The sequence below is a fragment of the Ruminococcus flavefaciens genome (assembly GCF_900116855.1).
In the GTDB taxonomy this organism is placed as follows: domain Bacteria; phylum Bacillota; class Clostridia; order Oscillospirales; family Ruminococcaceae; genus Ruminococcus; species Ruminococcus flavefaciens_R.
Genome location: NZ_UETD01000008.1, coordinates 180,246 through 204,691 on the forward strand (window position 1 = coordinate 180,246; position 24,446 = coordinate 204,691).

Annotated in this window: 23 protein-coding genes; 11 read left to right on the top strand and 12 right to left on the bottom strand. The window is 50.8% G+C overall.

Annotation, left to right across the window (positions count from 1 at the left end):
• The 3 genes from DSZ37_RS09930 to DSZ37_RS09940 all read right to left on the bottom strand — a co-directional run bounded on the left by DSZ37_RS09930 (nt 1) and on the right by DSZ37_RS09940 (nt 4,543).
• Nucleotides 1–429 (bottom strand): hypothetical protein, encoded by a 429-nt coding sequence (locus DSZ37_RS09930; protein ID WP_109726753.1) that lies wholly within the window; start codon nt 427–429, stop codon nt 1–3.
• Nucleotides 430–445: 16 nt separating this feature from the next.
• A complete protein-coding gene (lepA, locus tag DSZ37_RS09935) occupies nt 446–2,248 on the bottom strand; it encodes a translation elongation factor 4 (protein WP_109726754.1) in 1,803 nt (600 codons plus the stop codon).
• A gap of 159 nt (nt 2,249–2,407) precedes the next feature.
• Nucleotides 2,408–4,543 carry a cellulase family glycosylhydrolase gene (locus DSZ37_RS09940; protein ID WP_109726755.1) on the bottom strand — a complete coding sequence of 712 codons (2,136 nt, stop codon included), beginning with the start codon at nt 4,541–4,543 and terminating at the stop codon, nt 2,408–2,410.
• A gap of 243 nt (nt 4,544–4,786) precedes the next feature.
• Between DSZ37_RS09940 and DSZ37_RS09945 the strand changes: the two genes are divergently transcribed.
• Nucleotides 4,787–6,415 carry a leucine-rich repeat protein gene (locus DSZ37_RS09945; RefSeq protein ID WP_109726756.1) on the top strand — a complete coding sequence of 543 codons (1,629 nt, stop codon included), beginning with the start codon at nt 4,787–4,789 and terminating at the stop codon, nt 6,413–6,415.
• Nucleotides 6,416–6,418: 3 nt separating this feature from the next.
• Here DSZ37_RS09945 and DSZ37_RS09950 read toward each other — a convergent pair whose 3' ends face one another.
• Genes DSZ37_RS09950 through DSZ37_RS09960 form a run of 3 tightly spaced genes read right to left on the bottom strand, consistent with a single transcriptional unit; the run spans nt 6,419 to nt 7,824 of the window.
• On the bottom strand, nt 6,419–7,078 hold the full coding sequence (locus DSZ37_RS09950) for a sigma-70 family RNA polymerase sigma factor (protein ID WP_109726757.1): 660 nt from the start codon (nt 7,076–7,078) through the stop codon (nt 6,419–6,421).
• The gene (gene spoIIAB, locus DSZ37_RS09955; RefSeq protein WP_109726758.1) at nt 7,068–7,505 is read right to left on the bottom strand and encodes an anti-sigma F factor; all 438 of its coding nucleotides are present in this window, start codon (nt 7,503–7,505) and stop codon (nt 7,068–7,070) included. The genes DSZ37_RS09950 and spoIIAB overlap by 11 nt, the downstream gene beginning before the upstream one ends.
• 13 nt (nt 7,506–7,518) lie before the next feature.
• Entirely contained in the window at nt 7,519–7,824 is a 306-nt protein-coding gene (locus tag DSZ37_RS09960) for an STAS domain-containing protein (RefSeq protein WP_109726759.1), read from the bottom strand.
• 199 nt (nt 7,825–8,023) lie between these two features.
• On the opposite strand from DSZ37_RS09960, the gene DSZ37_RS09965 reads away from it, so the two are divergent.
• Entirely contained in the window at nt 8,024–8,863 is an 840-nt protein-coding gene (locus tag DSZ37_RS09965) for an EFR1 family ferrodoxin (protein WP_109726760.1), read from the top strand.
• Entirely contained in the window at nt 8,856–9,446 is a 591-nt protein-coding gene (locus DSZ37_RS09970; RefSeq protein WP_109726761.1) for a flavin reductase family protein, read from the top strand. The genes DSZ37_RS09965 and DSZ37_RS09970 overlap by 8 nt, the downstream gene beginning before the upstream one ends.
• Here DSZ37_RS09970 and DSZ37_RS09975 read toward each other — a convergent pair.
• Entirely contained in the window at nt 9,441–9,779 is a 339-nt protein-coding gene (locus DSZ37_RS09975; protein ID WP_109726762.1) for a hypothetical protein, read from the bottom strand. The two genes, DSZ37_RS09970 and DSZ37_RS09975, sit on opposite strands and share 6 nt — an antisense overlap.
• Nucleotides 9,780–9,982: 203 nt before the next feature.
• On the opposite strand from DSZ37_RS09975, the gene DSZ37_RS09980 reads away from it, so the two are divergent.
• The 3 genes from DSZ37_RS09980 to DSZ37_RS09990 are packed head-to-tail and all read left to right on the top strand — an operon-like array spanning nt 9,983 to nt 14,418.
• Nucleotides 9,983–12,586, top strand: a complete 2,604-nt coding sequence (locus tag DSZ37_RS09980) for a transglycosylase domain-containing protein (protein ID WP_181380295.1) — start codon at nt 9,983–9,985, stop codon at nt 12,584–12,586.
• 14 nt (nt 12,587–12,600) lie between these two features.
• A complete protein-coding gene (locus DSZ37_RS09985; RefSeq protein WP_181380296.1) occupies nt 12,601–13,716 on the top strand; it encodes a THUMP domain-containing class I SAM-dependent RNA methyltransferase in 1,116 nt (371 codons plus the stop codon).
• Between the two features lie 45 nt (nt 13,717–13,761).
• Nucleotides 13,762–14,418, top strand: coding sequence for a ComF family protein (locus DSZ37_RS09990; RefSeq protein WP_109726764.1), 657 nt, complete (start codon nt 13,762–13,764; stop codon nt 14,416–14,418).
• Between the two features lie 214 nt (nt 14,419–14,632).
• On the opposite strand, the gene DSZ37_RS17510 is transcribed toward DSZ37_RS09990, so the two are convergent.
• The 3 genes from DSZ37_RS17510 to DSZ37_RS10010 form a co-directional block, all read right to left on the bottom strand.
• Nucleotides 14,633–16,057: a dockerin type I domain-containing protein gene (locus tag DSZ37_RS17510; protein WP_146198176.1), complete on the bottom strand. Its 1,425-nt coding sequence runs from the start codon at nt 16,055–16,057 to the stop codon at nt 14,633–14,635.
• A 235-nt stretch (nt 16,058–16,292) separates the two neighbouring features.
• Entirely contained in the window at nt 16,293–16,745 is a 453-nt protein-coding gene (locus tag DSZ37_RS10005; RefSeq protein ID WP_109726767.1) for a DIP1984 family protein, read from the bottom strand.
• An 11-nt stretch (nt 16,746–16,756) separates the two neighbouring features.
• Entirely contained in the window at nt 16,757–17,515 is a 759-nt protein-coding gene (locus DSZ37_RS10010; RefSeq protein WP_109726768.1) for a glycosyltransferase, read from the bottom strand.
• A 250-nt stretch (nt 17,516–17,765) separates the two neighbouring features.
• On the opposite strand from DSZ37_RS10010, the gene rpmG reads away from it, so the two are divergent.
• The 5 genes from rpmG (at nt 17,766) to rplA (ending at nt 20,065) form a co-directional block, all read left to right on the top strand.
• Nucleotides 17,766–17,915, top strand: coding sequence for a 50S ribosomal protein L33 (gene rpmG / locus DSZ37_RS10015; RefSeq protein WP_009984160.1), 150 nt, complete (start codon nt 17,766–17,768; stop codon nt 17,913–17,915).
• A 17-nt stretch (nt 17,916–17,932) separates the two neighbouring features.
• Nucleotides 17,933–18,169: a preprotein translocase subunit SecE gene (gene secE / locus DSZ37_RS10020; protein ID WP_109726769.1), complete on the top strand. Its 237-nt coding sequence runs from the start codon at nt 17,933–17,935 to the stop codon at nt 18,167–18,169.
• 25 nt (nt 18,170–18,194) lie between these two features.
• Nucleotides 18,195–18,722 carry a transcription termination/antitermination protein NusG gene (gene nusG / locus DSZ37_RS10025; RefSeq protein WP_109726770.1) on the top strand — a complete coding sequence of 176 codons (528 nt, stop codon included), beginning with the start codon at nt 18,195–18,197 and terminating at the stop codon, nt 18,720–18,722.
• A 96-nt stretch (nt 18,723–18,818) separates the two neighbouring features.
• Complete coding sequence (gene rplK, locus DSZ37_RS10030) at nt 18,819–19,244, top strand: 50S ribosomal protein L11 (RefSeq protein ID WP_019680811.1); 426 nt, start codon at nt 18,819–18,821, stop codon at nt 19,242–19,244.
• Nucleotides 19,245–19,369: 125 nt separating this feature from the next.
• Nucleotides 19,370–20,065, top strand: a complete 696-nt coding sequence (rplA, locus tag DSZ37_RS10035) for a 50S ribosomal protein L1 (RefSeq protein WP_028520847.1) — start codon at nt 19,370–19,372, stop codon at nt 20,063–20,065.
• Between the two features lie 49 nt (nt 20,066–20,114).
• Here rplA and DSZ37_RS10040 read toward each other — a convergent pair whose 3' ends face one another.
• On the bottom strand, nt 20,115–21,179 hold the full coding sequence (locus DSZ37_RS10040) for an Mbeg1-like protein (protein ID WP_109726771.1): 1,065 nt from the start codon (nt 21,177–21,179) through the stop codon (nt 20,115–20,117).
• Between the two features lie 92 nt (nt 21,180–21,271).
• Nucleotides 21,272–24,292, bottom strand: a complete 3,021-nt coding sequence (locus DSZ37_RS10045; RefSeq protein ID WP_109726772.1) for a glycoside hydrolase family 9 protein — start codon at nt 24,290–24,292, stop codon at nt 21,272–21,274.
• Nucleotides 24,293–24,446 lie beyond the last annotated feature (154 nt).

Below are 24,446 nucleotides of genomic sequence, written 5' to 3' on the forward strand. Positions count from 1 at the left end.
TTATTCCTTTCCTTCCTCTGCAATTACCTCAGTCTCAATGGGCTCCAGCACCTTTGCAAGCTTTGCCGCAGGTACTTCTCCCGCAAGCTTGGGTGTCAGCGGCAGCAGAGTTTTCTTCTTTGCCTTGCGTCTTGTGCGGAAAATGCTGAGGAAGTCCTCGGGGTGGAGGACCATGAGAGTCACCAGCATTATCCCCAGAGCCGCAAGCAGCATCAGCTTATTGTCGTCCCCTGCTACAAGTCCGAAGATAAGCAGGACTATGGCTGTGACGCAGAAGCTTGTCCGCGACTTTTCGCGGAGCCTTATCCTTATGGCGCGGAAAAATCGTCCAGCGCCCGTATTCTTTCCGATGAAAAACTCGGTCATAACAGTTATGATACTCAGTATCAGGACCGCACAGAGCAGTCCGAGGATGATATAGTTTATCATAATAAGCCTCCCGTTCTCAGCTGTCAAGCTTCAGAACGCTCATGAACGCCTCCTGCGGCACCTCTACAGTACCCAGCTGGCGCATACGCTTTTTACCTTCCTTCTGCTTTTCAAGCAGCTTCTTTTTTCTGGTTATATCGCCGCCGTAGCACTTTGCAAGAACGTCCTTACGCACAGCCTTTACGGTCTCGCGGGCGATTATCTTGCCGCCGATGGCAGCCTGAATAGGCACCTCAAAGAGCTGACGGGGAATGTTCTCCTTGAGCTTTTCGGCTATTTTACGGGCTCTGCCGTAAGCCTTGTCAGCGTGGATGATGAAGCTGAGAGCGTCCACCACATCGCCGTTGAGGAGTATATCCAGCTTGACCAGCTTGCTGGGAACATAGCCCATCATCTCGTAGTCAAAGGAAGCATAGCCCTTGGTACGGGACTTCAGCACATCGAAGAAATCGTATACTATCTCATTCAGCGGAAGCTCATAGTGGAGCTCCACACGGGTATCGTCAAGGTACTTCATGTCCTTGAACACGCCTCGCCTGTCCTGACACAGCTCCATGATATTGCCGACGTAGTCCGAGGGAGCGAGAATGCTCGCCTTAACCATGGGCTCCTCAGCCACCTGAATAAGAGCAGGGTCGGGATAGTTGGTGGGATTGTCTATATACTGCACCTCGCCGTTGGTCATGGTGACCTTGTAGATAACGGAGGGGGCTGTGGTTATGAGGTCAAGGTTGTACTCTCTCTCAAGGCGCTCCTGTATTATCTCCATGTGGAGGAGTCCGAGGAAGCCGCAGCGGAATCCGAAGCCCAGTGCCACAGAGGTCTCGGGCTCGAAGGAAAGCGATGCGTCATTGAGCTGGAGCTTTTCCAGTGCGTCGCGGAGGTCGCCGTACTTGGCGCCGTCAGCAGGATAGATACCCGAGAACACCATTGGGTTTACCTTGCGGTAACCGGGGAGGGGCTCGTCGCAGGGAAATTCGTCATTGGTGACGGTATCGCCAACCTGAGTATCGCCTATGCTCTTGATGGAAGCGGCGATATAGCCTACCTCGCCTGCTTCGAGACTGCCGTTGTTCACAAGGTTTGTGGCGTCCATGAAGCCTGCCTCGACCACGTTGAAAACAGCTCCCGTAGCCATAAGGCGGATATTGTCCCCCACCTTGACTCTGCCCTCCTTGATGCGGACGTAGATGATAACGCCCTTGTAGGAGTCATAGTAGCTGTCGAAGATAAGCGCCTTCAGGGGCTTTTCCGGGTCACCCTTGGGAGCGGGGATATCCGTTACTATCTTTTCCAGCACCGCCTCGATGTTGGTGCCCATTTTTGCAGATATACGGGGAGCGTCCATGGCAGGTATGCCTATGACGTTCTCCACCTCATTGCAGACTCTCTCGGGGTCAGCCGAGGGAAGGTCTATCTTGTTGACCACAGGCACTACCTCAAGGTCATGCTCAATGGCAAGATAGGTGTTGGCAAGGGTCTGCGCCTCGATACCCTGTGAAGCGTCCACCACAAGGATAGCTCCCTCACAGGCTGCAAGAGAACGTGACACCTCGTAGTTGAAGTCAACGTGACCGGGAGTGTCGATGAGGTTGAAGATATAGTCCTCGCCGTCCTGAGCGGTATACTTCAGACGGACCGCACGGGCTTTGATGGTGATGCCGCGCTCACGCTCGATGTCCATATTGTCAAGGAGCTGATCCTCCATATCGCGGATAGCGACGGTCTCGGTCTTTTCGAGGATACGGTCGGCAAGGGTGGACTTGCCGTGATCTATATGCGCTATAATACAGAAATTTCTGATCTTGTCGTTAGCCAAAGCTTTACCTCTTTTCAAACATATTTACTCAGTATAATTATATCAGAAACGCCGCGGTTTGTAAAGAGTTTTTGCTGCAAAAAATCAGCCATATGCACAGATATCAAAGGAGATCTAATGCATATGGCTGAACTGTTTTATCGTATTATATTCCGCTCATTACTCGGGAACGAGAGTAGTTCTCTTCTTGAGAAGGAATTCCTGTATCCTGAGAGCGTCATTTGAAGTAAGTCCCACTGTGGACTTATCAACATCGGCATTTATTCTGCCCTGTGCGGTAAGAGCCTTTTCGTAGCTTCCGCCCTCGCCGTACTTATTGGGATTTGCAAGGCACTGCATTACGAGGATAGCATCTGCAAGCTCAACTGTTCCGTCGCAGTTTGTGTCGCCCCAGACTGTTGCTTCGCTGCTGCCGCCCTTTATAGTCACCTTATAGGAGATATCCACGCCGTAGCAGTAGGTGTATTTGTAATAGTTACCAACGCCGCCCTTGATATTTACAGTGTACTCGCCTGCGGGAAGTGTCTTGAACTTATCCTTGGTGTATTCCTTGCCGCTGCTGTCTTTAATGGTCACGATGCTGTCGCTGACATCGGCGTCAGTATACCTTCCGCCTCCTGAGCCTGCACCGCTCTGTGGAGTACCGCCGAACATAAGACCGCTGAGGTCGAGCTCCTCACCCTGCTCATAAACTGTCTTTTCGGGGTAGGAATCAACGCCCTTGAAGTCATAGCCGGGGTGGATAGTAGGACCTGATGTAGCAGTGGTGGTAGTTGTTGTATCGGCAGTTGTTGTAGTTGTAACAGAAGTGGTAGTTGTTGACGATGTGGCAGTGCTTGTAGTTGTAGAGGTCGTAGGTCTGGGAGTTGAAGCGCCGCCGTAGTACTCGGAAAGCGAGATACCGTTGCCTGCGCGTCCCAGCGGGATAGTGTGGTCAAGGCTTACGAACTTGCCGTCTGTGGTCTGCCAGAGAGCAGGCTTGATGAACTCGTACTTGACATCGTCCCACTTCTGGAAGTTATCGTAAACAAGTCCGCCTGTATCAGATGAATTCTCATTGAAGCACCAGAATGTATGGTGGATATGCTTGTCGATCATATAGTCGCGGAGCTCCTGCATCCAGTGAACATTTTCACCGGTCTTGTCGTGCTCCTCATCGACCCAGCCGCCCCATTCGCCCATGAGCAGGGGTGAGATGTTCTCCTCAACGAGGAATGCCCATGTATCTCTCCAGTAATCGTCAAGGAGAGTCTCTCTGCTGAAGGTCTTGGAAGGATCTTCAAGATAGAACCATGTCTGCTTGTATACCTCGGGACCGTAGTCGTGAGGAGAGTATACCAGCTGACTCTGATGCTCGCCAAGGTCAACGGGGTAATCTCTTACGCCGCGGAAATTAGCTCCCCACCATGCGCCGTAATAGGGCTGATACTCGGGATCGCCATAATGACCGTAGTCAGTGGAGGGTGAATTCCAGTCAAAGCCCTTTTCGGTCTTGGGATATACCTCGATACCCTCTACCATGATGAGCAGGTTGGGATTCTGGTCGAGGCAGGCTTTAGCGCCCTTCTCAGCGGCATAACGCCAGTTATTCGCATCTTTTGAGCCGTCCCACTTCGCAAATATACCGTCGTCCTTTTTGCCGTGGGGCTCGTTTTTCAGGTCGATAGCGATGATGGTGTCATCGTCCTTGTAGTAGTCGGAGAACCAAGCCAGAGCGTCCAGCCAGTCCTTCTCGCTGAAGTTTGTGTCATACCACAGAGCGTAGTTATGACCTGCGGCATTGGTTGTAGCGCAGTGAACGTCCATCATGATCTTGATACCGTTCTCGCGGCACCACTTGACTACCTGATTCCAGATGTCGAAGCTGTACATGGGAGTACCGCCCTCAACGCCCTCAACGGTCAGCTCAGGATTTTCGTACTCATTGAGCTTGATGATCGGGTCGGGCTTGCCTGCCTTCCACTGGAGAAGTATCTCCGTTGACATAGGAACACGGAGAAGATTGAAGCCGTGGTCTGCGATAAGGTCGAGACAGTGGTGAACGTTAGCCGACCATGCGCCATCGAATATCTGGCTTCCTACGTTGTAGCCGAACCAGTTGACGCCTGTCATCCAGACCTCATTGCCGTTCATATCAACGATCTGTGCCTTATCGTTGACATGGAGCCAGTCGTCATGATACTCGTCGGGAGCTGCGACTGCTTTTTCCTTTGGCAGCTTGTTCACTGACGGAACAAGTAGCACGGCAGCAGCCGATACAACAGCAGCTGCTCTTTTGAATAGATTTTTTGCCATATCAAGAAACCCCTCTCTTATTAAATATTGGCATTGTTACGAGTTTATTAACATCATTATTATACATCTTTTCACATACCTTGTCAACGCCGTTTGTCGATTTCAGCAATAAATGGGGAATTTTTTACTGAGTGTGCCTGAAAAATTTTTAAAAAAGCATTGATTATTCCGTGTGCATGATGTATAATTATTTACATTAAGGGGCTGCCTTATGGCAGTAATATTTATTCAGGAGGACTTTCCATGAAGATCAGAAAGATCACAGCTGCGTTTTCCGCAGCAGCGCTGCTCACAGCAGCATTACCACTGACAGCACAGGCTATCGAGACAAAAAACTATGACAATATCAGTTTTGATTCGTGGCAGGCGGCATACCATGTGGTGCTCTCGGACTTTTTCGGCTCGGAGGAGTTCGACTTCACCGACAAGGACATTACTTCCGGCTCACGCTTCGAGCTGTACGACATCGACCACGACAGAGTGCCCGAGCTTTTTGTCTCACAGAATGGGGGACGCAGCGGACGCTGTGTAGTCTACTCGTTCTATAACAACAAGCTGTCACAGCCCGTTGTTCTCGGCACCTACGGCAACGCCTTTGCCGATCCCAACGCTCATTACCTCGTTAACTATGACAGGCACATGGGCGAAGTGAGCCTCACATATTTCAAGCTTGAAAAGGGAGTTTTCACCAGAGAGATATCCTTCAATGACAATTCCGAGCTTAAAGAAATGGGCGAAACAAATATCGTATACATGATCGACGGCAAGGAAGTTTCCGAGACCAAATACATTCAGGAAAAAGAAAAGTACGACCACATGGAGCTCATCGCCCACGGCAGAAAGACTCAGCTGGACGCTCTGGACACAGAAAAGGACAATGTTATCTATTCATATTTCCTTGACCATTACACCGCTATCGGCGCATCAACCAATCAGAAAGATCTCAGTCTCACCATTGCCGACTCCATAGGCGATGTCCCTGTTACCGAAATTGAACAGAACGCCTTCAAGGGCAGCGAAAACTTAGTCTCGGTAACTATCGGAAAGAATATCCGCGATGTAAAGAACAGCGCGTTTGAAAACTGCACTGACCTGAAAACAGTGAAGTTCACAGGAGATCCGGGACGTATCGGTCCGAGAGCCTTTGCAGGCTGTACCTCTCTTGAGGCATTCACAGGCATGGACAGCTCAAATATCTATAAAACATACAAGATCGTGGACGGCGTGATCTACCGTACGGATATGGGTGACCTTGCGGTATATCCCTCGGGCAAAAAGAACACATTCTTCTCCATCCCCAATGGTATACAGGCGATCGAGCCCAATGCCTTCACAGGCAATGCCTACATAGAGAACATCGTGTGTCCCGAATGGGTCAACACCATATGCGAGGGCGCATTCGCGGAGTGCCCCGCACTTAAAGAGGTCTCCGTTTACAATGGTGAAGCCCGTATAATGAACGAAAAAACGGAATGCACCGTCTGCAACAGCTATGATCCCAAAGTTCCGCTGAACACATACAAGGGCGTTATCATGGCATACATGGACTCCACCGCATACAAATGGGCAGATAACAGAGCTCTCCGGATAGTTCTTCTCACAGGCTCCTACATAAAGGAAACAGGCGATGTCACAAGAGACTCCAAGATAGACGCAGTTGACGCTTCCCATATCCTTGCGGAATACTCACGCACCTCAACAAACAAGGAACCGGAGATGGATTTCGCTCAGAGACGGGCAGGCGACATCGACAAGAACGGTACCGTTGACGCAGTTGACGCCTCCAAGGTGCTCTCCTACTACGCATTTATCTCATCAAATAAAAATAATAACGAACTCACCATCGAGCAGTTCTTATCGATGGCACAGTAAATATCAGCTTAGAAGCTCCTCCCTCATCTGAGTGAGGAGCTTTTTTTCGCGCCTTGACACCTGCACCTGAGTCATTCCCAGCGCCTTAGCGGTCTTTGTCTGGGTGAGTCCGCGGAAGTACCTGAGCTCCAGCAGGGCGCGGTCCTCATGGGGCAGCCGTGCCATTATCTGTCTAAGTGCCAGCAGGTCGGTTATGCTCTCGTCGGGAGACTCCGTAGGGATATCGGTCTGACCCTCGTCATCGTCCCCTGCGGTAAGGGACACAGTGGGCTGACTTACGCAAAGCGCCTCCGCCACGGCAGACTCGGTCTCTCCCGAAAGCTGTGACAGCTCCGCCACAGTGGGCTCCCTCATCTCACGCTGTCGGAAGTCCTCACAGATACGGCTCAGGCGCATGGACAGCTCCTTGAGGCTCCTGCTGACGCGGACCGCGCCGCCGTCACGGAAAAGCCGCTTTATCTCCCCCAGTATGACGGGTACGGCATAGGTGGAGAACTTAACTCCCCTGCTGCTGTCGAAAGCCTTTACCGCCTTCAGCAGCCCTATGCAGCCTGCGGAGTAAAGGTCATCGTACTCGATGCCCCGTCCGCGGAAACGGTTGGCGCAGAGGTGGACAAGTCCCAGATTTTCCTCTGCAAGGGGCTTCCTGACTTCAGTCTCCATTGGCAGACAGCCTCTTTCTCATGGTGACAGTAGTGCCCTTGTCGGGAGCGCTCCTGACGGTCAGCCTGTCCATAAAGGACTGCATGACCGAGAAGCCCAGCCCCGACCTCTCCTCCTCGGGAGCGGTGGTGAAAAGAGGCTCCATAGCCTGCTCCACATCTGCAATGCCGCAGCCCTTGTCCCTGACCTTTATGTATATGACCCTGTCGGGGAGGAGCCTTACCGTAAGCTCGATGTTTCCCTTTTGGTGCCTGTATCCGTGGACTACCGCATTTGTCACAGCCTCCGATACCGCCGTGCGTATGTCGGACAGCTCCTCCACGGTGGGGTCCGCCTGAATCAGGAATGAGGACACCACCGCTCTTGCCGCGCCCTCATTCACCGACAGGGACGGCATGATGAATTTTATTTCGTTGAGTATTTCCATAGTCATTCTCCTTTTATCTTATTCTGACGATACGCTCCAAGCCTGCAAGCTTCAGCACACGGCGTATATATGGCTGTGGATTGCGTACCTCCAGCCTTCCACCGCACTCCTTCATGAGCTTGCTCCTGCCCATTATGAGCCCTATGCCCGAGCTGTCCATAAAGGTGATGCCGCCGAAATCTATGGCAAGCTCTCTGGGCTGAGCCGTTACGATAAAGCGGTCCAGCTCCGCGCGGAGCTCCTTGGCGTTATGGTGGTCAATTTCACCGCTGAGCCTCGCAACTGCCGCTCCGTTGTCGTTTTTTATGTCAATATTCATGTCCTTTCCTCCTTTTTGCTGCACCGCGCAGCCTTTTCATGCCTTATGATACCACCAACGAGCCGCAAAAAATGTCGCAGACCGTCGGCTGAGCAAATTTTCAAAAAGGATTGCAAAAAAAGCGGTCTGATGGTATAATGATAGTGTATGTCATCATACGGATATGAAAGATGTCTTTTCTGTATCAGGGGGAAAAAATATGATCCTTTACTTTTCAGCCACAGGCAATACACGCTTTCTCGCCACAGAGCTGGCAAAGAAGCTGGACGACGAGTGCGTTGACCTGCTCAGCAGGATAAAAAAGGGCGACTACTCGGAAATACGCTCCGAAAAGCCCTTTGTGGTCTGCGCTCCCGTATATATCTGCGAGATGCCGCGCTTTCTCAGCAAGTATCTGAAAAAGGCACAGCTCACAGGCAGCCGCAGGGTCTACTTCATCTCAAACAGCGCAGGCTACAGCGGTATCACGGGATACCTTGCAAAAAAGCTTTTCCGCAGAAAGAAAATGGAGTTCATGGGCTATTCCGAGCTGGTGATGCCGAGGAATTACTACATCGGTCACTACCCGGTACAGAGCAGCGAGGAGATACGCAGGCGCATACTCAGCTCATACAGCAAGCTTGACGATATAGCCGCCACCATAAGAAACGGCGGACGACTGAAGGCGAGATATGTATTCCTCTTTGAAAAGGTCATCACCCTGCCATTCAACCCCGTGTGGGCGAAGTACAAAATGCCAACCAAGGACTTCTTCGCCAATGAGAAGTGCGTGGGCTGCGGCAAGTGTGAGAAGGTCTGTCCCCTGAACAATATCTCCATCACGGACAAAAAGCCCCTCTGGGGCACCAGCTGCACCCACTGCATGGCTTGTATCGGCAACTGTCCCACCGACGCCATCGAGTACGGCGAGATAACAAAGGTCAAGGGCAAGTACAGCTTTGCCGACCACAGGGATGTGCTGAAGGACAAACGCTTCACCTCGGGTGCAAGGTCTGACAGTGCCCCGAAACACGACTACAAAAGGAGAAAAAATGGCTAAACAATTCTGGAAGGGCAGCACCCTTCTCGCTCCCGTGCCTCCGGCTCTTGTGACCTGCGGCACTATGGACTCTCCCAACGTCCTCACCATAGGCTGGACGGGCATAGTATGCACCCGTCCGCCCATGACATATATATCCGTCCGTCCCGAGAGATACTCCCACGACATCATAAAGGAGTCGGGGGAATTCGTCATAAACCTGACCACCTCGTCAATGTGCCGTATCACCGATTTCTGCGGAGTAAAAAGCGGCAGGGACGTCAACAAGATAGAGGTATGCGGACTGCACACCGTTCCTGCAAAAATGGTATCGGCTCCCCTTATCGAGGAGTGCCCCGTCAGCCTTGAATGCAGGGTCACGGAGTCAAAGCTGCTGGGCTCCCACACCATGTTCCTTGCGGAGATAGTGGGCATAGACGCCGACGAAAAGTACCTCGACAGCAAGGGAAAGCTGAACCTCCAGCAGAGCGGACTCATGGCATTCGCCCACGGTGAATACTTCGCTCTCGGCAGAAAGCTTGGCGACTTCGGCTTCTCGGTGCGAAAAAAGAAAAAGCACCGCAAGCCGCAGAAGTCCTCATGAGGAGATGTCCTCGATGAACTGCCTGAGCTCCTGCTCCGAGGAGAAGTAAAGTCCCTCGGTAAGCAGCTCTCTGTCCTGCTCCGAAAGCAGTGAGGGCAGCATATCAAGGAGCAGATATGGCTTTTCGCCGCCGTCCCTGAAAACGGCGATGCGCCCTCCGCTCTCGCGGACAAGAAAACGGGGCTCACCCTCCTCAATGGCTGCCGCCGCAAGTCTTGCCTCCGTCCTGTGCCTGCGGACCACCTGTCCCAGCGTACACACGGTCAGAAAGCCCGATGCGGTCAGTGCCGCCACTATGGTAAAATACACTCTTTTTGCGCTCCTGCGCGTCATAATACCACTCCTTTGCCGAAATATCTGTAAATAATATCTCCCGAATTTTCTATATTATACAAATTGCCGATTTTTTCGGAAAGGACTTAACATTTTGCGTCAAACGTGCTATAATGTATAATGTATATTTATATATACAAGAAGAAAATATATATAAATCTTTGAAAGGAGCTGCCGCCGCGTATGGCGGTCATTCTGACAAAATGAAGGATAAAGAATTAACTCCCTCCGCCGAAAAGGAGGTGCGCAGCGATCCTGCGCATAAGAAAAAGAAGAAGAAACACAGCAAGGGCTTCATCATCTTCAAGAAGCTGATGACGGTCATAGCCACCACCCTGCTGTCACTGCTGCTGGTCATCATCATCACGGGAACCATAGTAAGTACCGCGCTGACGGTCTACGTCCTCAACTTCATGGACGACTCCACCAGCATAACACTTCAGCAGCTTGAATCGGGAAGCGATACCTACTTCTACGGCAACAAGACCAACGCAAACGGCGAGAAGGAACTCGTTCTCCTCCACCAGAACAAGAACGACTTCCAGCGTATCCCTGTCACTATCGACAAGATACCCCAGCACGTCCGCAATGCTTTCGTTTACACCGAGGACGAGCGTTTCTACGTCCATGACGGTGTTGACTACAAGCGTACATTCTCCGCCTTCCTCAATATGTTCCTCCACTTCTATGATACGGAACAGGGCGGTTCGACTATCACACAGCAGCTCATCAAGAACCTGACGGGAGACAACAAGCACTCCCCTCAGCGTAAGATACGAGAGATATTCTCCGCCATGCAGCTGGAAAAGTCCTACTCCAAGGACGAGATACTTGAGGAGTACCTCAATTACATCAGCTTCGGCGGCTCCACAAACGGCATACAGCTGGCTTCCATCCGTTACTTCGGAAAGAACTCCGAGGAGCTCACCATCCCCGAGGCGGCTGTTCTGGCAGCTATCCCCAAGAGCCCCGAGGACTACGGTCCCTTTGTTTACTACCACAAGGACGACGACCTGAACCAGCCCCTTGTAGTTGACGGCCGTGCCAACAACAAGCCCCGTCAGGAGTACGTTCTCTACAAGCTCTATGAAAACGGCGCTATCTCATTTGACGAATATCAGCAGTATATCGTTACCCCCCTTGTTTTCACCGACTCCGAGGAGTACAAGAAGAACCACCCCGAGACAGCGGCTGAGGACATGGAGGCACAGCAGAAGATATACAGCTGGATACTCGATGCCGCTTACTATGAAGCTCAGGACATCTTCATGGAGAAGTACGACATCCCCGATGAGGAAACAGCAAGAAGAAAGATAGACAACGGCGGATACAAGATATACACCTCATACGACGACAATATGCAGCAGTACGTCGAGGACAAGCTTTCCGACCTCTATAACTTCTATCCCTCATATGCCCGTGAGATAAATGGATTTACCGCAGATATCGAGCCTCTGGGACACCCCGACGGCAAGCCCGAGACCTATTTCCCTCATGTCGGCTTCGTAGCTCTCAACTACGACGGCGAGGTGCTCTGTGCAGTAGGTAACGTAGGTCCCAAGGAAGGCTCATTTGTAACAAACTTCGCAGTAAAGGAACCCCGTCAGGTAGGTTCTACCATCAAGCCCGTGGCAGGATATGCCTACGGTATCGAAACAGGCGACATTTCATGGGGCTCTGATATAAAGGACGCACCTACCAGAACAGGTGATGACGGTCAGCCATGGCCTCTCAACTACGGAAGACAGGCAGGAAGCGGCGGAAACGTCAAGACTTACTACGCTCTCCAGCAGTCCTTCAATACCTGCTCAGCTCAGCTGGTAGAAAAATACACCGTCGATGAAGTATACAAATTCTCCAAGGAGAAGCTGGGATTACAGCTTACAGTAGTCGATAAATCAGGTCCGTCGCCTCTCAGCCTCGGAGCTCTTGAAATAGGTGTTCCTCTTGAAAACCTTGTAAATGCTTACCTCCCCTACGGTAATCAGGGCATCTACAACGAAGCCCACCTCATAACCCGTATCGAGGACAGCTCACAGCAGATAATCTACGAGAACAACGGAAACCCGAGACAGGCTGTCTCAGACGAGACCGCATGGGTAATGAACCGTCTCCTGAAGAATGTTGTTGAAAACGGTACAGGTACTGCCGCAAGGCTCAGCAATAAGGTAGTCTGCGGTAAGACAGGTACTACACAGGACTGGTTCGATGAGGCATTCGTTGGTCTTACACGCGACTTCGTCAGCGGCGTTACTATCGGATTCAAATACAAGGTCGACGGTATACAGGTAACCTCAGGTATCTCCGCTCTGGTATGGCAGAACATCATCGGTGAGTACGCTAACACCATGTACCCCGATACGGGACGCGACTTCGAGCCTGTAAAGACTGTAATAGAAATGCCTATGTGTCAGTCTACGGGCAGAATAGCTTCCCAGTACTGCAGCAAGGGCGTTACGGGCTACTGGAAGTCCGAGATAACAGATACCTACTCGCCTCCCTACTGCGACGGCGCACACGGCTATGTAAGCACAGGCACCGACACAGGCGCAGCAGCAGGCACAGCAACAGGTACAGACACAGGCACAGCAGCAGGCGGCACTGCAACAGGCGGCGGTGACACAGGCGGATACACAGGCGGCGGCGATGTAAGCGGCGGCGGTGACGTCGGCGGATACACAGGCGGCGGCGACGTTAGCGGCGGCGGCGGTGATACCGGCGGATACACAGGCGGCGGCGATGTCGGCGGCGGCGGTGACACAGGCGGCGGCAGTGCAGGCGGCGATGCAGGTGTACTCGAATACTGATAACAGGTGATATTTTGAACAACAAGATAAGACTTTGCTGTCCGTGCCATTTCGGGCTGGAGAGCGTACTCAAATACGAGATACAAAAAATAGGCGGAACTGACCTAAAGGTCAGCGACGGTAAGATAAGCTTCACGGGCGACGAGAATATCCTCGCCCGTGCAAATCTTTGTCTGTCCACCGCAGAGAGAGTCCTCATCGAGCTCATAGAGTTCAGGGCGACCACCTTTGAGGAGCTCTTTCAGGGCGTAAAGGCAACAGAGCTGGAGCGCTATATCGGTCCCGAGGACGCATTCCCCGTCAAGGGCTATTCGCTTAATTCAGCCCTCCACAGCGTTCCCGACTGCCAGTCCATCATCAAAAAGGCAGCCGTGGAAAGACTCAAATCCAAGTACGGCATAGAGTGGTTCGACGAGACAGGTCCCACGGTACAGATAAAGTTCAGCATCCTCAAGGACGTTGTTTCCATCTACCTCGACACCAGCGGTGTGGGGCTCCACAAGCGCGGCTACAGACGCAATTCCAACGCGGCTCCCATTAAGGAGACCCTCGCAGCAGGCATAATCGACCTTGCAAGGGTGCGCTCGGACTCGATAGTCTGCGACCCGTTCTGCGGAAGCGGTACCCTCCTTATCGAGGCGGCGCTGAAGGCACTGAAAATAGCTCCGGGTATCAACAGAAGATTTGCAGCCGAGAAATGGAGCTGCTTTGACTCAAAGATATGGCAGGAGGAGCGCAAACGCGCTATAGACAGCGTTGACAGGAGCGCAGAGTTCCACGGTATCGGCGCAGATATCGACGATGCAGCAGTTGCTCTCACCCTCGACAACGCCCACAAAGCAGGCATAAAATCAAGGCTGAAGATCGAGCAGGCTGATATAACAAAGTTCGTTCAGCCCGAAAACTCCATTGTTATCTGCAACCCTCCCTACGGCGAGAGACTTCTCGAGCTGAGAGAGGCTGAGGACATCTACCGCAAAATGGGCAGAGTTCTCGGAAAGGGCGGCGGCAGACAGAGCTATATCATCTCCCCTCACGAGGAGTTCGAGAAGTTCTTCGGTGCAGAAGCCCGCAAGCGCAGAAAGCTCTATAACGGCATGATAAAATGCCAGCTATATATGTACTTCTGATAAAAAAGCTCCGCCGCAAACGGAGCTTTTCCCATAGGTGATGATATGAGATATATTACGAAGCGAAGGCTTCTCCACATTTTCTTCCCCACGCGGTGTCCCGTCTGCGGAGCCCTTATAGGCGCAATGGACCGCTTCTGCGGCGACTGCACAGCAAAGCTCAGCATCTATAAGGGCGGCTTCTCCGTTGAGGGAGCTGTCAGCTTTACCGCGGCATTTGACTACGATGACAGCATAAAGCCTGCGATAATACTGCTGAAGGACGGTACCGACGGCAATGCCGCCTATGCTCTCGGCGGCGCTCTTGCGGACAGGCTCCGCGCAGAAGGTGCTGCCGAGGGCGCAGATATGATAGTTCCCGTCCCGATGTACCGCAGGGACACCTTCCGCCGCGGTTTTAACCAGTCTGCACTCATAGCCCGTGAGGTTGGCAGGGAACTTGGAATAGCCGTTGAGGAAAAGGCTGTGCGCAAGATAAAAAGCACCAAGGCGCAGAAGGAACTGAACAAGCTTGCCAGAGCGCAAAATCTCCGCGGCGCCTTTGCCGCTGACAAAGACAAGGTCAGGGGAAAGCATATACTCCTGATCGACGACATATGCACCACAGGCAGCACTCTCCGCGAGCTGACAGCCGAACTTCTCGGAAGCGGCGCTGCATCCGTGAGCTGCGCCTGCTGCTGCAAGACCGTGAGCAGAAAATAAAGCTGAAAAAGATGCCGATACAAAAATTTGCCCCTGAGCGCTTCAAAGAGCTCAGGGGCATTGTGTTATTTATTTGCTGAGATAAATCGGAATTTAACACCTTCGGTGTTAAATTCCGAAGCCCTTAGCCTTTAGCTTTTAGCCATCAGGAAGCGGCTTCGCCGCCCCTACATCAGGCTAACGGCTAATGGCTATGGGCTAACGGCTTAAATCGTTACATTTTCTTCAGAAATTCTTCAAAGCCGTAAACAGGTTCTTTTCCCGAAAGATAAGCATAAAAGGCAAGTATAGCAGATGCGTCCACTGCGTCGATACTGCCGTCGCCGTTGACATCTGCGGCAATGTACTGTCTCTTATCGGTAAAGGTAGACGCTTTTTTTGCGGATATCGCAGCGTACTCAGCCAGAACACGGGAAGCGTCCACAGAGTCGATAAGTCCGTCATTGGTAACGTCGCCAAGCTTGTATGGCGGGTCTTCAACTACGATGATACTGCCCTTGGCAAGTCCCTTTGTGAAGATATGCTCCGTCATGGCAGTTCCCTTGGCATCGTACTCGAAATTCGTGAACAGCGGCTTTATTTCGCCATATTTCGACAGTCCTACCTCTATGTCGAACTCGTCCCCTGCCATGCAGTCATCGGGAAGCGCAAATGTAAAGCGCCACATTTCTCCGTCCCTGCCTGCATTCTCGCTGCCTGCGGTAGTGAGCACCACGAAATCCTTGGTATCGCCCATAGCCTGTGCTTTGGTAAGCGTTTCAACAGCGCTTCCTGCCTCAGCCGTAAAATTCTTCAGGCGCTTGTCGAAGTACACATACACCACAGTATCGCAGTAAAGACCGTCTGCTCCTTCCACCGACAGGGTCATCTGCTGCTCGCTGCCCTTGGAGCGGCTTTCGTACACCTCTGTGCTGTTGAGCTTGAAAACAGGCTTGCCCTGCTGTACGGTGGTGGTGGTGGTAGTAGTGGTTGAAGTTGTTGTGGTAGTAGTTGAAGTAGTGGTGCTGGTGGTCTTTTTTGTCGTTGAAGTAGTTGCCTTAGCGGTCGAGGTCGTCACCTTTGCAGTAGTCGTTGAAGTGGCAGTCGTGGACGATGTTGTACTTACCGCCGTAGTCGCAGTAGTAACAGCTTCGGGAGCTTTTCCAAGAGAATTGAAGATATAACCGTACTTTTTCGCATAAGCCATTGCTGTCGACGAGTCATAACCCTCGATAGTACCGCCGAACTCCCCTGTCTTGCCGTCGGACTTCAGCTTATTTGATATGGTAGTACTGCTGTCGGCGATCTGGCAGTCAGCACCGAGGATAACCACATATGACAGTAATGGACAGGCTTCAAATGCGCCTGACTTAATGCTTTTTACCGAATCCGGAATATTGACAACTTCCACATCTGAGCCCGAAAAGGCTTTCTCGCCCACGGCAGTAACGGGAAGTCCCGATATCCTTTCAGGGATATCAACGGTGCCGCTTGCCGGAAAAGCGCTGCCCACCTCGACGTGGTCCGAATACTTGTAGTATGTGATATTGCCTGCGATAACAGTGGAGTGATCAGGCGTTCCCGCAAAGGAAACACATGGCAGAGCCGCAACTGTTATCATGGCGGCAGCTGCCGCCGAAAAGAGCTTTTTAAGCTTCATAAATACCTCCGTGAAGTATGATTTTTTCTATATCCCCGATCCACGCCCTCGCTCCCTCAAGTCAATGCACGGTAAATAACAGAATAAGCTGTAACGATACGTTTGTACGGTATCTGAGCGTAACGATGAACAGGGAGTCGGACCCTATGCCGCTCTTGGCATTGCCATACAAAATGCTTCCCTTTCGGAAAGACTTTTTCTGCATTCGCCCTTGCAGGAGCTACACCGATAAAGCTTAAAGAAGCTCTGTGGACCAGTTCAGTGACTGTATGGTGTTGTCGGTGAGACGGAGCTCCTTTGACATATCGTCTATCTGCTTCTGGAGCTTCTTTACGTCAACGGTGCTGAGTATTTTTATCTCGGTCATACGGGCGCGCCTTCCTGTCTGACTGGCGTTGGCAACAAGGTCCTTGTATACGGATATTTTCACCTTGAGAGCGTCCTTTCTTGCGATGAGCTCAGTGATGGTCTTTCCGTCGGAGACTGTTGCACAGTTGGTGCGGTTTATGCGGTGCATGAGCTCCTCAAGGCGCTCTGCCGAGCTGTCCAGCTCCTTTATGAGAGCCTTGGGGTCCTCCGCAGGCTTTTCGTTTTCCTGAACAATTGCATTGTTTACCAGTCTTGCCCTGAGCTGCTCGATATTGCGGTTGAGGTCAGCTCTTTCCTGTAATGCTTCTGCAAGCTTCATATATATCCTCCTTACGAGCTTTTCGCTCTGTTGTCGTTGTAATCGTAGAACATCTCGTCCATGAGTTTGTCGTATTCGCTGCTGTCGCCGAAAGCCGCCTTTATAAGAGCGCCTGCGTTCCTGAAAGCGAGCCTGAAGTACAGCCAGTCCCCCATATCATCGTATTTCCGCGTGGAGTTGATAAGGTGATTGCGTCTTAGGCAGCCGTAGCGCTTACCCATCTTCTTTCCGTAGGCTCTCAGCGCCTTAGCCGTAGCGATATCCTCTCCTGCCTTTTTCTCTGCAAAGCCGCCGATGGCGTCGAAGGTCCGCTTCTCCGCCCAGAAAATACCGCAGTACAGCCCCGTGAGCCCGAACCCTGCACGGCACATAAGGTCGTTGAGCCACAATGCAGGAGAATACCTCTCAAAGCGCAGAGGAGCTCCGCCGCCGATATATCTGCCGCTGTTCAGCATTCCCAGCACCTCGCGGATAGTGCCCTCTGTCATGCGGTTGTCGCAGTCTATGGTCATGATGACCTTTCCCTTTGCCGCAGCAATTCCTGCATTCCGCACAGTTGCTATGCAGCGGCTCTCGTCATACACCACACGGGCGCCGCCTGCAAGAGCAATCTCCGCAGTACGGTCCGTACACCTGTTGCAGACCACTATGACCTCCACGCCGCATTTCACCCTTGCAGCTGCCTGTTTTACGGACTCTATGCACCGTCCGACATACTTCTCCTCGTTGTGAGCAGGTACTATCACCGAGACCTTGATGTTATCAGACATGAGCCCCCTCCTTCCCGTGCAGTCATTTCTTAAATTATATCACTTTTCCCCCCCGCGGTCAATAGAAGTGCCCTCATTATACTATTATAAAAGAAAATTTCAGTTTTTTCGCGAAAAATGCTTGACTTTTCGGTTTATGTATGTTATAATTTTAGTACCTCGTTGGGGGTTTATTTTTTTGTCCCCGTGCGAGGGAGGCAAACAACCTACCTTCGGTAACGAAGGAAGTACTAATTCAGGAGGTGCCGATATGAGAGTAAAGGTTACTTTAGCTTGCACAGAGTGCAAACAGCGCAACTATGTTTCCAAGAAGAACAAGAAGAACGACCCTGACAGAATTGAAATGATGAAGCATTGCAAGTTCTGCAGAAAGCATACTCTTCACAAGGAAACAAAGTAATCGGAAGGGGTATTTTTATGGCTAAGAATACAACTTCAAAGAAGGAGAAGTCCGAGAAGAAACAGGGCAACAAGCTTGTCAAGTGGTTCAAGGACCTCAGAATCGAATTCAAGAAAGTGGTTTGGCCGACCAAAAAGACTGTTATCAACAACACATCAGTTGTTCTCGGTGTTATCGTAGCATCGGCAGTAATGGTAGGTGCTTTCGATCAGCTCTGCCTTGGCCTTATGCGTCTCATCTATAACGCAGGCTAATTCTTAGGAGATCAGGAGGATCATTATGTCAGAAGCAGCAAAGTGGTATGTTATCCACACATATTCAGGCTATGAGAATAAGGTAGCTCAGAATATTGAAAAGGTTGTAGAAAACCGTAAGCTTCATGAACTTATCCAAGAGGTCAGAGTTCCTACCGAAAAGGCAACAGAGATCACCGACGGCAAAACCAAAGAAGTAGAACGCAAGACCTATCCGGGCTACGTTCTCGTTAAGATGATCATGAACGACGATTCATGGTACGTCGTAAGAAACACCAGAGGCTGTACAGGCTTCGTCGGCCCCGCTTCAGAGCCCACTCCCCTCTCGGAAGAGGAAGTACAGAAGCTCTTCGGCGTTGAGGTTTCATCGGTTTCGGTAAACTTCAAGGTGGGCGACAATGTCCGTATCTCGGGTACCGCTATGGACGGATTTATCGGTGTCGTTCAGAACATCAATCTCGACGATCGTTCAGTAGACCTTCTCGTCTCAATGTTCGGTCGTGAAACCCCCACAACATTGCCTATCAATCAGGTAATCAAGGTGGAGGATTAGTTCAGGTCAAAAGAAACCCGCAAGGTATGGGTTTCCGTGGGAGAGGTAAAATAATTCTTGCCTCGCCATTTACCACATTTATGGAGGTGCGAATACATGGCACAGAAAGTAGTTGGCTACATTAAGCTTCAGATCGCAGCAGGAAAGGCTACTCCTGCCCCCCCTGTTGGTCCTGCACTGGGTCAGCACGGTGTAAACATCATGGCATTCACAAAGGAATTCAACGAGAGAACTAAGAACGACATCGGAATGATCATTCCTGTTGTTATCACTGTTTATGCAGACCGTTCATTCTCGTTCATCACAAAGACTCCCCCTGCAGCAGTCCTCATCAAGAAGGCTTGCAACATCAACAGCGGTTCGGGAGTTCCCAATAAGACTAAGGTCGCTAACATCACAAAGGAACAGGTTCAGAAGATAGCTGAGACAAAGATGCCTGACCTCAACGCAGGTTCTCTTGAGGCAGCTATGAGCATGATCGCTGGTACAGCTCGCTCAATGGGCGTTGTAGTTGTTGACTAATCAATTTTTTGAATGATGAAGTGGGGAGCTATTCCCCGTTCGGAGTTCTATTGGTGGGAGGAAAATTCCGCTAATCGGGTAAGCTATAAGCTCCCGGTATTACCACTTAAATAGGAGGAAATATAATGAAACACGGCAAAAAATATGTTGACAGCGCAAAGGCTGTTGATTATGCAAAGCAGTACGAGTCCGCAGAGGCTCTTGACTTAGTTTGCAAGAACGCAAAGGCTAAGTTCGATGAAACAATTGAGGCACACATCCGTCTCGGCGTTGACTCAAGACACGCTGACCAGCAGGTCAGAGGCGCTGTTGTACTTCCTAACGGTACAGGTAAGACTGTTCGTGTATGCGTATTCTGCAAGGAAGACAAGTATGAGGCAGCTCAGGCTGCAGGCGCTGAGTACGTTGGCGGTCAGGACCTCGTTGACAAGATCATGAAGGAAAACTGGATGGACTTCGACGTTGTTGTTGCTTCACCTGACATGATGGGTCTCGTAGGTCGTCTCGGTAAGGTCCTCGGTCCCCGTGGACTTATGCCTAACCCCAAGGCTGGTACAGTAACTCCCGATGTTGCTAAGGCTGTAACAGAGGCTAAGGCTGGTAAGATCGAGTATCGTCTCGACAAGACCAACATTATCCACTGCCCTATCGGCAAGGCTTCATTCGGTGCTGCTAAGCTCGAGGAGAACTTCAATACTCTTATGGAAGCAGTTGTTAAGGCTAAGCCTGCTGCTGCTAAGGGTACTTACCTCAAGAGCTGCACAGTTACTTCAACAATGGGCCCCGGAGTTCCCGTTGCTACAGCTAAGTACGGTGTCTGATCACTGAATAATAAAGCTAAAGGCTTCACAGAAATGTGAAGCCTTTTTGTTATTGTGGTTTGAAGAACGCACCTGTGCCGTTCTGAGCGATCTTTTTGAAAGCCTCCTTCATTACCGCCTGCTGTTCGGGGCGAAGCTTTGATATCGCCTTGATTATAGCAGGGTAAGAGCTCAGCTTGGTGATCTCCTTCAGAGTCTCCTTGTCGGGAGCCTTCAGTATCTCGAACAGTGAGTCCGTGAATATCTCCCTCTCGGTATCGCTGAAGTCGGAAAGAAGTCCCGATATCGCCTTGTTTATAACGTCCCCCGACTTTTTCAGTCTGTCCGCAGGTACGAACCTGTTGCGGCGCAGCTCCCAGTAATAGGCGTAATGCTGCTTGATGCCGTTGACTGAGGTCTTGACGATCTTAGGGTCGGAGCCGCTTCCCAGCAGCATTCCCACAATGGAAGCCTCGGGTATGAAGCTTCTTATACGGGGCAGCATCTTCTGATATATCTCAGACGAGATTATCTCGTCCCTGAATCCGGGACCGTCGTATGAATAGATATTGGTTATCCTCTGCCTTATGCTTTCATCGCAGAAAAGCGAGCTGTAAATGGCAGAATTGCCGCCTTTGGAGTGACCACCCAATCTAATGGGACATTCACCCTCGGCAAAAGCCTCGTTGATGTACTCAATGGCTCTCTGCTGACCTGCGGTCTGCTGCATATAGCTGAGGTTAAAGTCCTCCTTCCAGCCCGTAACTGTACCGTCGGTGCCTCTGAAGGCAACGAAACCGCTGCCGTCGCAAAGTCGGAAGGTAATAGCCGAAAACTGCATATCCTCAGAGTGCTCGGTGTCGCTGACGTAGCCGCAGAGAGTAGTTCCGCGGAAGCGCCTTGACTCAGCGAGCTTTCTGAACAGCAGGTTATCCTGCTCAAAGGTCAGTATCCTGCACTTCGGGTCAACGTCATCAGCGTTGTAGCTGCGGTAGGCTTCGGGGAAGCTTATCTCCTCACTAAAGCTTTCGGGGACGACACCGTCGAGTATGACATAACAGAACTGGGACAGTATCAGACCGTCGATCTCATTGAAGGGATCGGCTGAAAAGGGCACATCGCCGCGCCAGTCCATATAATCAAGAATATTAGCCAGAATATCCCCTCCTGATTTTATAAAACAAAGCGACGCCGAAGCGCCGCTTTATTGTATTTACTATCCTAAAATTATGCGTTAGGATTGAGTGTTGATCTGAGGTGGAGGAGGTACTCCTGGATGCGGAGAGCATCGTTAGAAGTAAGTCCGTTAACTGTCTTGTCAACGTCACCGTTAAGCTTACCCTGCTCAGTGATGCTGTACTTGTTGGGGTTAGCGAGGTACTGCATGATGAGGATAGCGTCAGCCAGCTCAACTGTACCGTCACAGTTTGTATCGCCCCATACGGGATCCTTAACAGGAGTTGTAGCTGTTGTGGTTGTAGTTGTAGTTGTAACTTTAGTTGTTGTAGATGTTGTTGTCTGAACATCTCCACTGAAGTTCTTAGCCTCATCATCAAAGAATGACATAGCCCAAGCGAAAGGAGCATTCCAGTTGATGGTAACCTCGTTAACAGACCAAGCCTCGATAGAGTCAACGAAGCACTTCTGTGAAGCAACCTTACCACGCTGATAGCCGAGACCACCAACATAGGGATCCTGGAGTCCTGCGCCGCAACCACCTGACATAACTCCTGAAGGAGCCATCGGGAAGCTGTGGTCAAGCTCGTAAGACCAGTATCTGTGGTGAGGATTCTCAGAGTGATATGTACCGTAACCTGTAACGAATGAGAAGCCAAGACCATTACGTCCGAAGATGTAGTCAAGAGCTGAAACCATACCGTTAGCGTACTTCATGTTGTGGTTAGATACATCGTAAGCATAAGCCATAACGATAGCATTGTTGATTACGAATGAGTTTGAACCCCACTCATAACCCTCGATGATTACGCCGGGAGCGTTGATATCATCAGTGAACTTAGTTCCCTTGTAAGGAATACCCATACCGTTGGATGAGCCGTTCTCGAAGTCGATGTATGTATCAGCAGCTGTCTGAATGTTCTTCTCGATTGTAGCCTTATCAGCAGCAGAAGTCTTGTCGCTGAGGAGGAGGGTAAGAGTACCCAGACCGGCTGTACAACCCCAGTTGAAGGAGCTGAATGAACCGTTGTTCTCACCGCCGCCGAGGCTGCAAGTAAGATCAAATGCCTTATCGTGGCCGTCGCCCTCGTGGATGTTCTTATAATCCTTGAGGAAGTTGTAGTACTCGTCATCACCTGTTGTTGAGTAGAGCTCACAAGCTGCCCAGTAAGCATCGTCGTCTACGTATGTATCACCGTAGCCGCCGCCGCCGATAGCCTGATCGAGAGGAGCGAACTGAGGATCCGTCTTCCAAGCATCCTTGCCGTTGTCTACGCCGTGCCACTTTTTCTCCTTAGCCATTACAGCCTTCCATGAAGTCTTAGCCTTCTCGAGACACTCATCAGCAAATGCGTCATCGTATCCCTTCCACAGACGTGCAGCCTGTGCAGCGCAAGCGATCATGTTGAATGTAGCAGCATACGTAGGAGGCTTAACTATACGAGTTGTGTTCCAACCGTCTGAACCGTCAGCGAGCTTCTCGCCAGCGTAGTCCCAAGGCTTTGTAGCAAGACCTGTCCACTTGTGGTCGTGCATCTTGTGATATACAAGACCTTCACAGTCAGACCATGACTTATCGCTTGATGAAACGATCATGTTGAACATCCACTCGAGCTCAACTCTTGCCTCATCGAGAACGTCAGGAGTACCTGAACCGCTGAATGAGATATTGCCAACCTTGTAGCTCTGAGGAATGAGCATTGTATCTTCGTTGTCGATCCACTTGGAATCTGTACCGTGAGCCTTTGATCTCTCATACATATTCTGGAGAGTCCATACAGAGATACCGCCGTTAACAACGTACTTACCGTGGTCACCGGCATCATACCAACCGCCTACGCAGTCGATCTGATAGTCCTTGTCTCCGTCGAATTCCTGACCGTAAGCTCTTACCCACTTAGACTGAACATAAGCCATATCCTTAGGTGCGTGACCGCCCTTATGAGCGAGCTTGGACTTGTCGTCCTTAGGATTGTAGGAAGTGATGTACTTCTCCTCGATATCCATACCTGAACGGTTCTGGTAATAGTAGTTCATAGCATCCTTGAGAATGCCCTTATATGTATCACCAGCGCCGATCTTGAACTCGTGGCTGATGTACTTCTTGTATGTTTCCTTTGTCTTCTTGTTCAGGAATGTATTTGAAGTGTCGTCTACTTCGATAGTATATGTGCCGGGCTCGTCAACTGATGAGAAGTCGAGGATCTGGCAGTAGTCGCCTGCATCCTTATCAAAGCCGATGGGCTTACCTTTACCTGTGAATACAGCTGTACCGTTCTTCTTAACTGTGAAGCTTACAGCGCTCTTCTCTTCGCTTGTAGCGTAAGTAGCCTTCTTGTCAGCGCCAACGAAGTAACCAACCTGGTTGATTCTTACGTCACTTCTGGGAGTGATAACGCCCAGTTCGTTTGTAGGATCCCAGAGACAAGGTGTCTTGCTTGCGCTTACGAATTCAGAACCACAGGTCTCGCACTCGAGCTTCATGTTATCGAAACTCAGAGTTGTATCCTTGGGGAAGCAGTCGCTGGGCTGGTATGGGCCAGCTCCGCCGTAGTGGAATGCCCACTCAGCAACTTCCAGAGTTTCCTTAGCTGTGAATGAGCTGTCGAACTCGTTGTGACCCTCAGAGATCTTAACGTTGTTCCAACCCTGCTCCCACTGCTCGGAATTGTTCTGCCATACGCCGCCTACACCGCTAAGAGGTGCGATATGAGTATGGAGCTCACCTGCGCTGGTAGCATCAACTTCCCAGTGGATAGTATACTTATGACCCTGCTCGATGTGAAGGCTTCTGTGTCTGAACTGGCAGTCCCATCTTGAGTCACCGCCGCGCTCTTTTCCGCCGGGGTTAACGATAGTACAGTTATATGTACCACCTGAGATATCGAACTTCTGCTCTGCGGGGTTTGTTACGCAAATATGCCAAGGAAGACCGATTCCGTCATCGAAGTCGTTCTGTCCAAGACAGTTACCTGCTGCTGCGCTCATAGGAATGAGAGCTGCAACACTTGAAGCAACCATTGAAGCTGCCATCAGGCTGCTTGTGACTGCTTTTGCAATTTTCTTGTGCATTTGAATACCCTCCCTGATTTTTTAAATATAAATTTATAACGCAATGCCAGTGCAAACATTGCGGTTATACCGTGTTTTCGAGAAATGAGCTTGGTGTCCGAAGAGAACTTGCACTAATCCTAACTCATCAATCATATTATATTATATCGTGAAA

Bases quoted from the DNA above. Each gene is read 5' to 3' on its own strand.
- DSZ37_RS09930 (WP_109726753.1), bottom strand. From the start codon at position 429: ATGATAAACTATATCATCCTCGGACTGCTCTGTGCGGTCCTGATACTG.
- DSZ37_RS09940 (WP_109726755.1), bottom strand. From the start codon at position 4,543: ATGGCAAAAAATCTATTCAAAAGAGCAGCTGCTGTTGTATCGGCTGCT.
- DSZ37_RS09945 (WP_109726756.1), top strand. From the start codon at position 4,787: ATGAAGATCAGAAAGATCACAGCTGCGTTTTCCGCAGCAGCGCTGCTC.
- DSZ37_RS09950 (WP_109726757.1), bottom strand. From the start codon at position 7,078: ATGGAGACTGAAGTCAGGAAGCCCCTTGCAGAGGAAAATCTGGGACTT.
- spoIIAB (WP_109726758.1), bottom strand. From the start codon at position 7,505: ATGGAAATACTCAACGAAATAAAATTCATCATGCCGTCCCTGTCGGTG.
- DSZ37_RS09960 (WP_109726759.1), bottom strand. From the start codon at position 7,824: ATGAATATTGACATAAAAAACGACAACGGAGCGGCAGTTGCGAGGCTC.
- DSZ37_RS09965 (WP_109726760.1), top strand. From the start codon at position 8,024: ATGATCCTTTACTTTTCAGCCACAGGCAATACACGCTTTCTCGCCACA.
- DSZ37_RS09970 (WP_109726761.1), top strand. From the start codon at position 8,856: ATGGCTAAACAATTCTGGAAGGGCAGCACCCTTCTCGCTCCCGTGCCT.
- DSZ37_RS09975 (WP_109726762.1), bottom strand. From the start codon at position 9,779: ATGACGCGCAGGAGCGCAAAAAGAGTGTATTTTACCATAGTGGCGGCA.
- DSZ37_RS09980 (WP_181380295.1), top strand. From the start codon at position 9,983: ATGAAGGATAAAGAATTAACTCCCTCCGCCGAAAAGGAGGTGCGCAGC.
- DSZ37_RS09990 (WP_109726764.1), top strand. From the start codon at position 13,762: ATGAGATATATTACGAAGCGAAGGCTTCTCCACATTTTCTTCCCCACG.
- DSZ37_RS17510 (WP_146198176.1), bottom strand. From the start codon at position 16,057: ATGAAGCTTAAAAAGCTCTTTTCGGCGGCAGCTGCCGCCATGATAACA.
- DSZ37_RS10005 (WP_109726767.1), bottom strand. From the start codon at position 16,745: ATGAAGCTTGCAGAAGCATTACAGGAAAGAGCTGACCTCAACCGCAAT.
- DSZ37_RS10010 (WP_109726768.1), bottom strand. From the start codon at position 17,515: ATGTCTGATAACATCAAGGTCTCGGTGATAGTACCTGCTCACAACGAG.
- rpmG (WP_009984160.1), top strand. From the start codon at position 17,766: ATGAGAGTAAAGGTTACTTTAGCTTGCACAGAGTGCAAACAGCGCAAC.
- secE (WP_109726769.1), top strand. From the start codon at position 17,933: ATGGCTAAGAATACAACTTCAAAGAAGGAGAAGTCCGAGAAGAAACAG.
- nusG (WP_109726770.1), top strand. From the start codon at position 18,195: ATGTCAGAAGCAGCAAAGTGGTATGTTATCCACACATATTCAGGCTAT.
- rplK (WP_019680811.1), top strand. From the start codon at position 18,819: ATGGCACAGAAAGTAGTTGGCTACATTAAGCTTCAGATCGCAGCAGGA.
- rplA (WP_028520847.1), top strand. From the start codon at position 19,370: ATGAAACACGGCAAAAAATATGTTGACAGCGCAAAGGCTGTTGATTAT.
- DSZ37_RS10040 (WP_109726771.1), bottom strand. From the start codon at position 21,179: ATGGACTGGCGCGGCGATGTGCCCTTTTCAGCCGATCCCTTCAATGAG.
- DSZ37_RS10045 (WP_109726772.1), bottom strand. From the start codon at position 24,292: ATGCACAAGAAAATTGCAAAAGCAGTCACAAGCAGCCTGATGGCAGCT.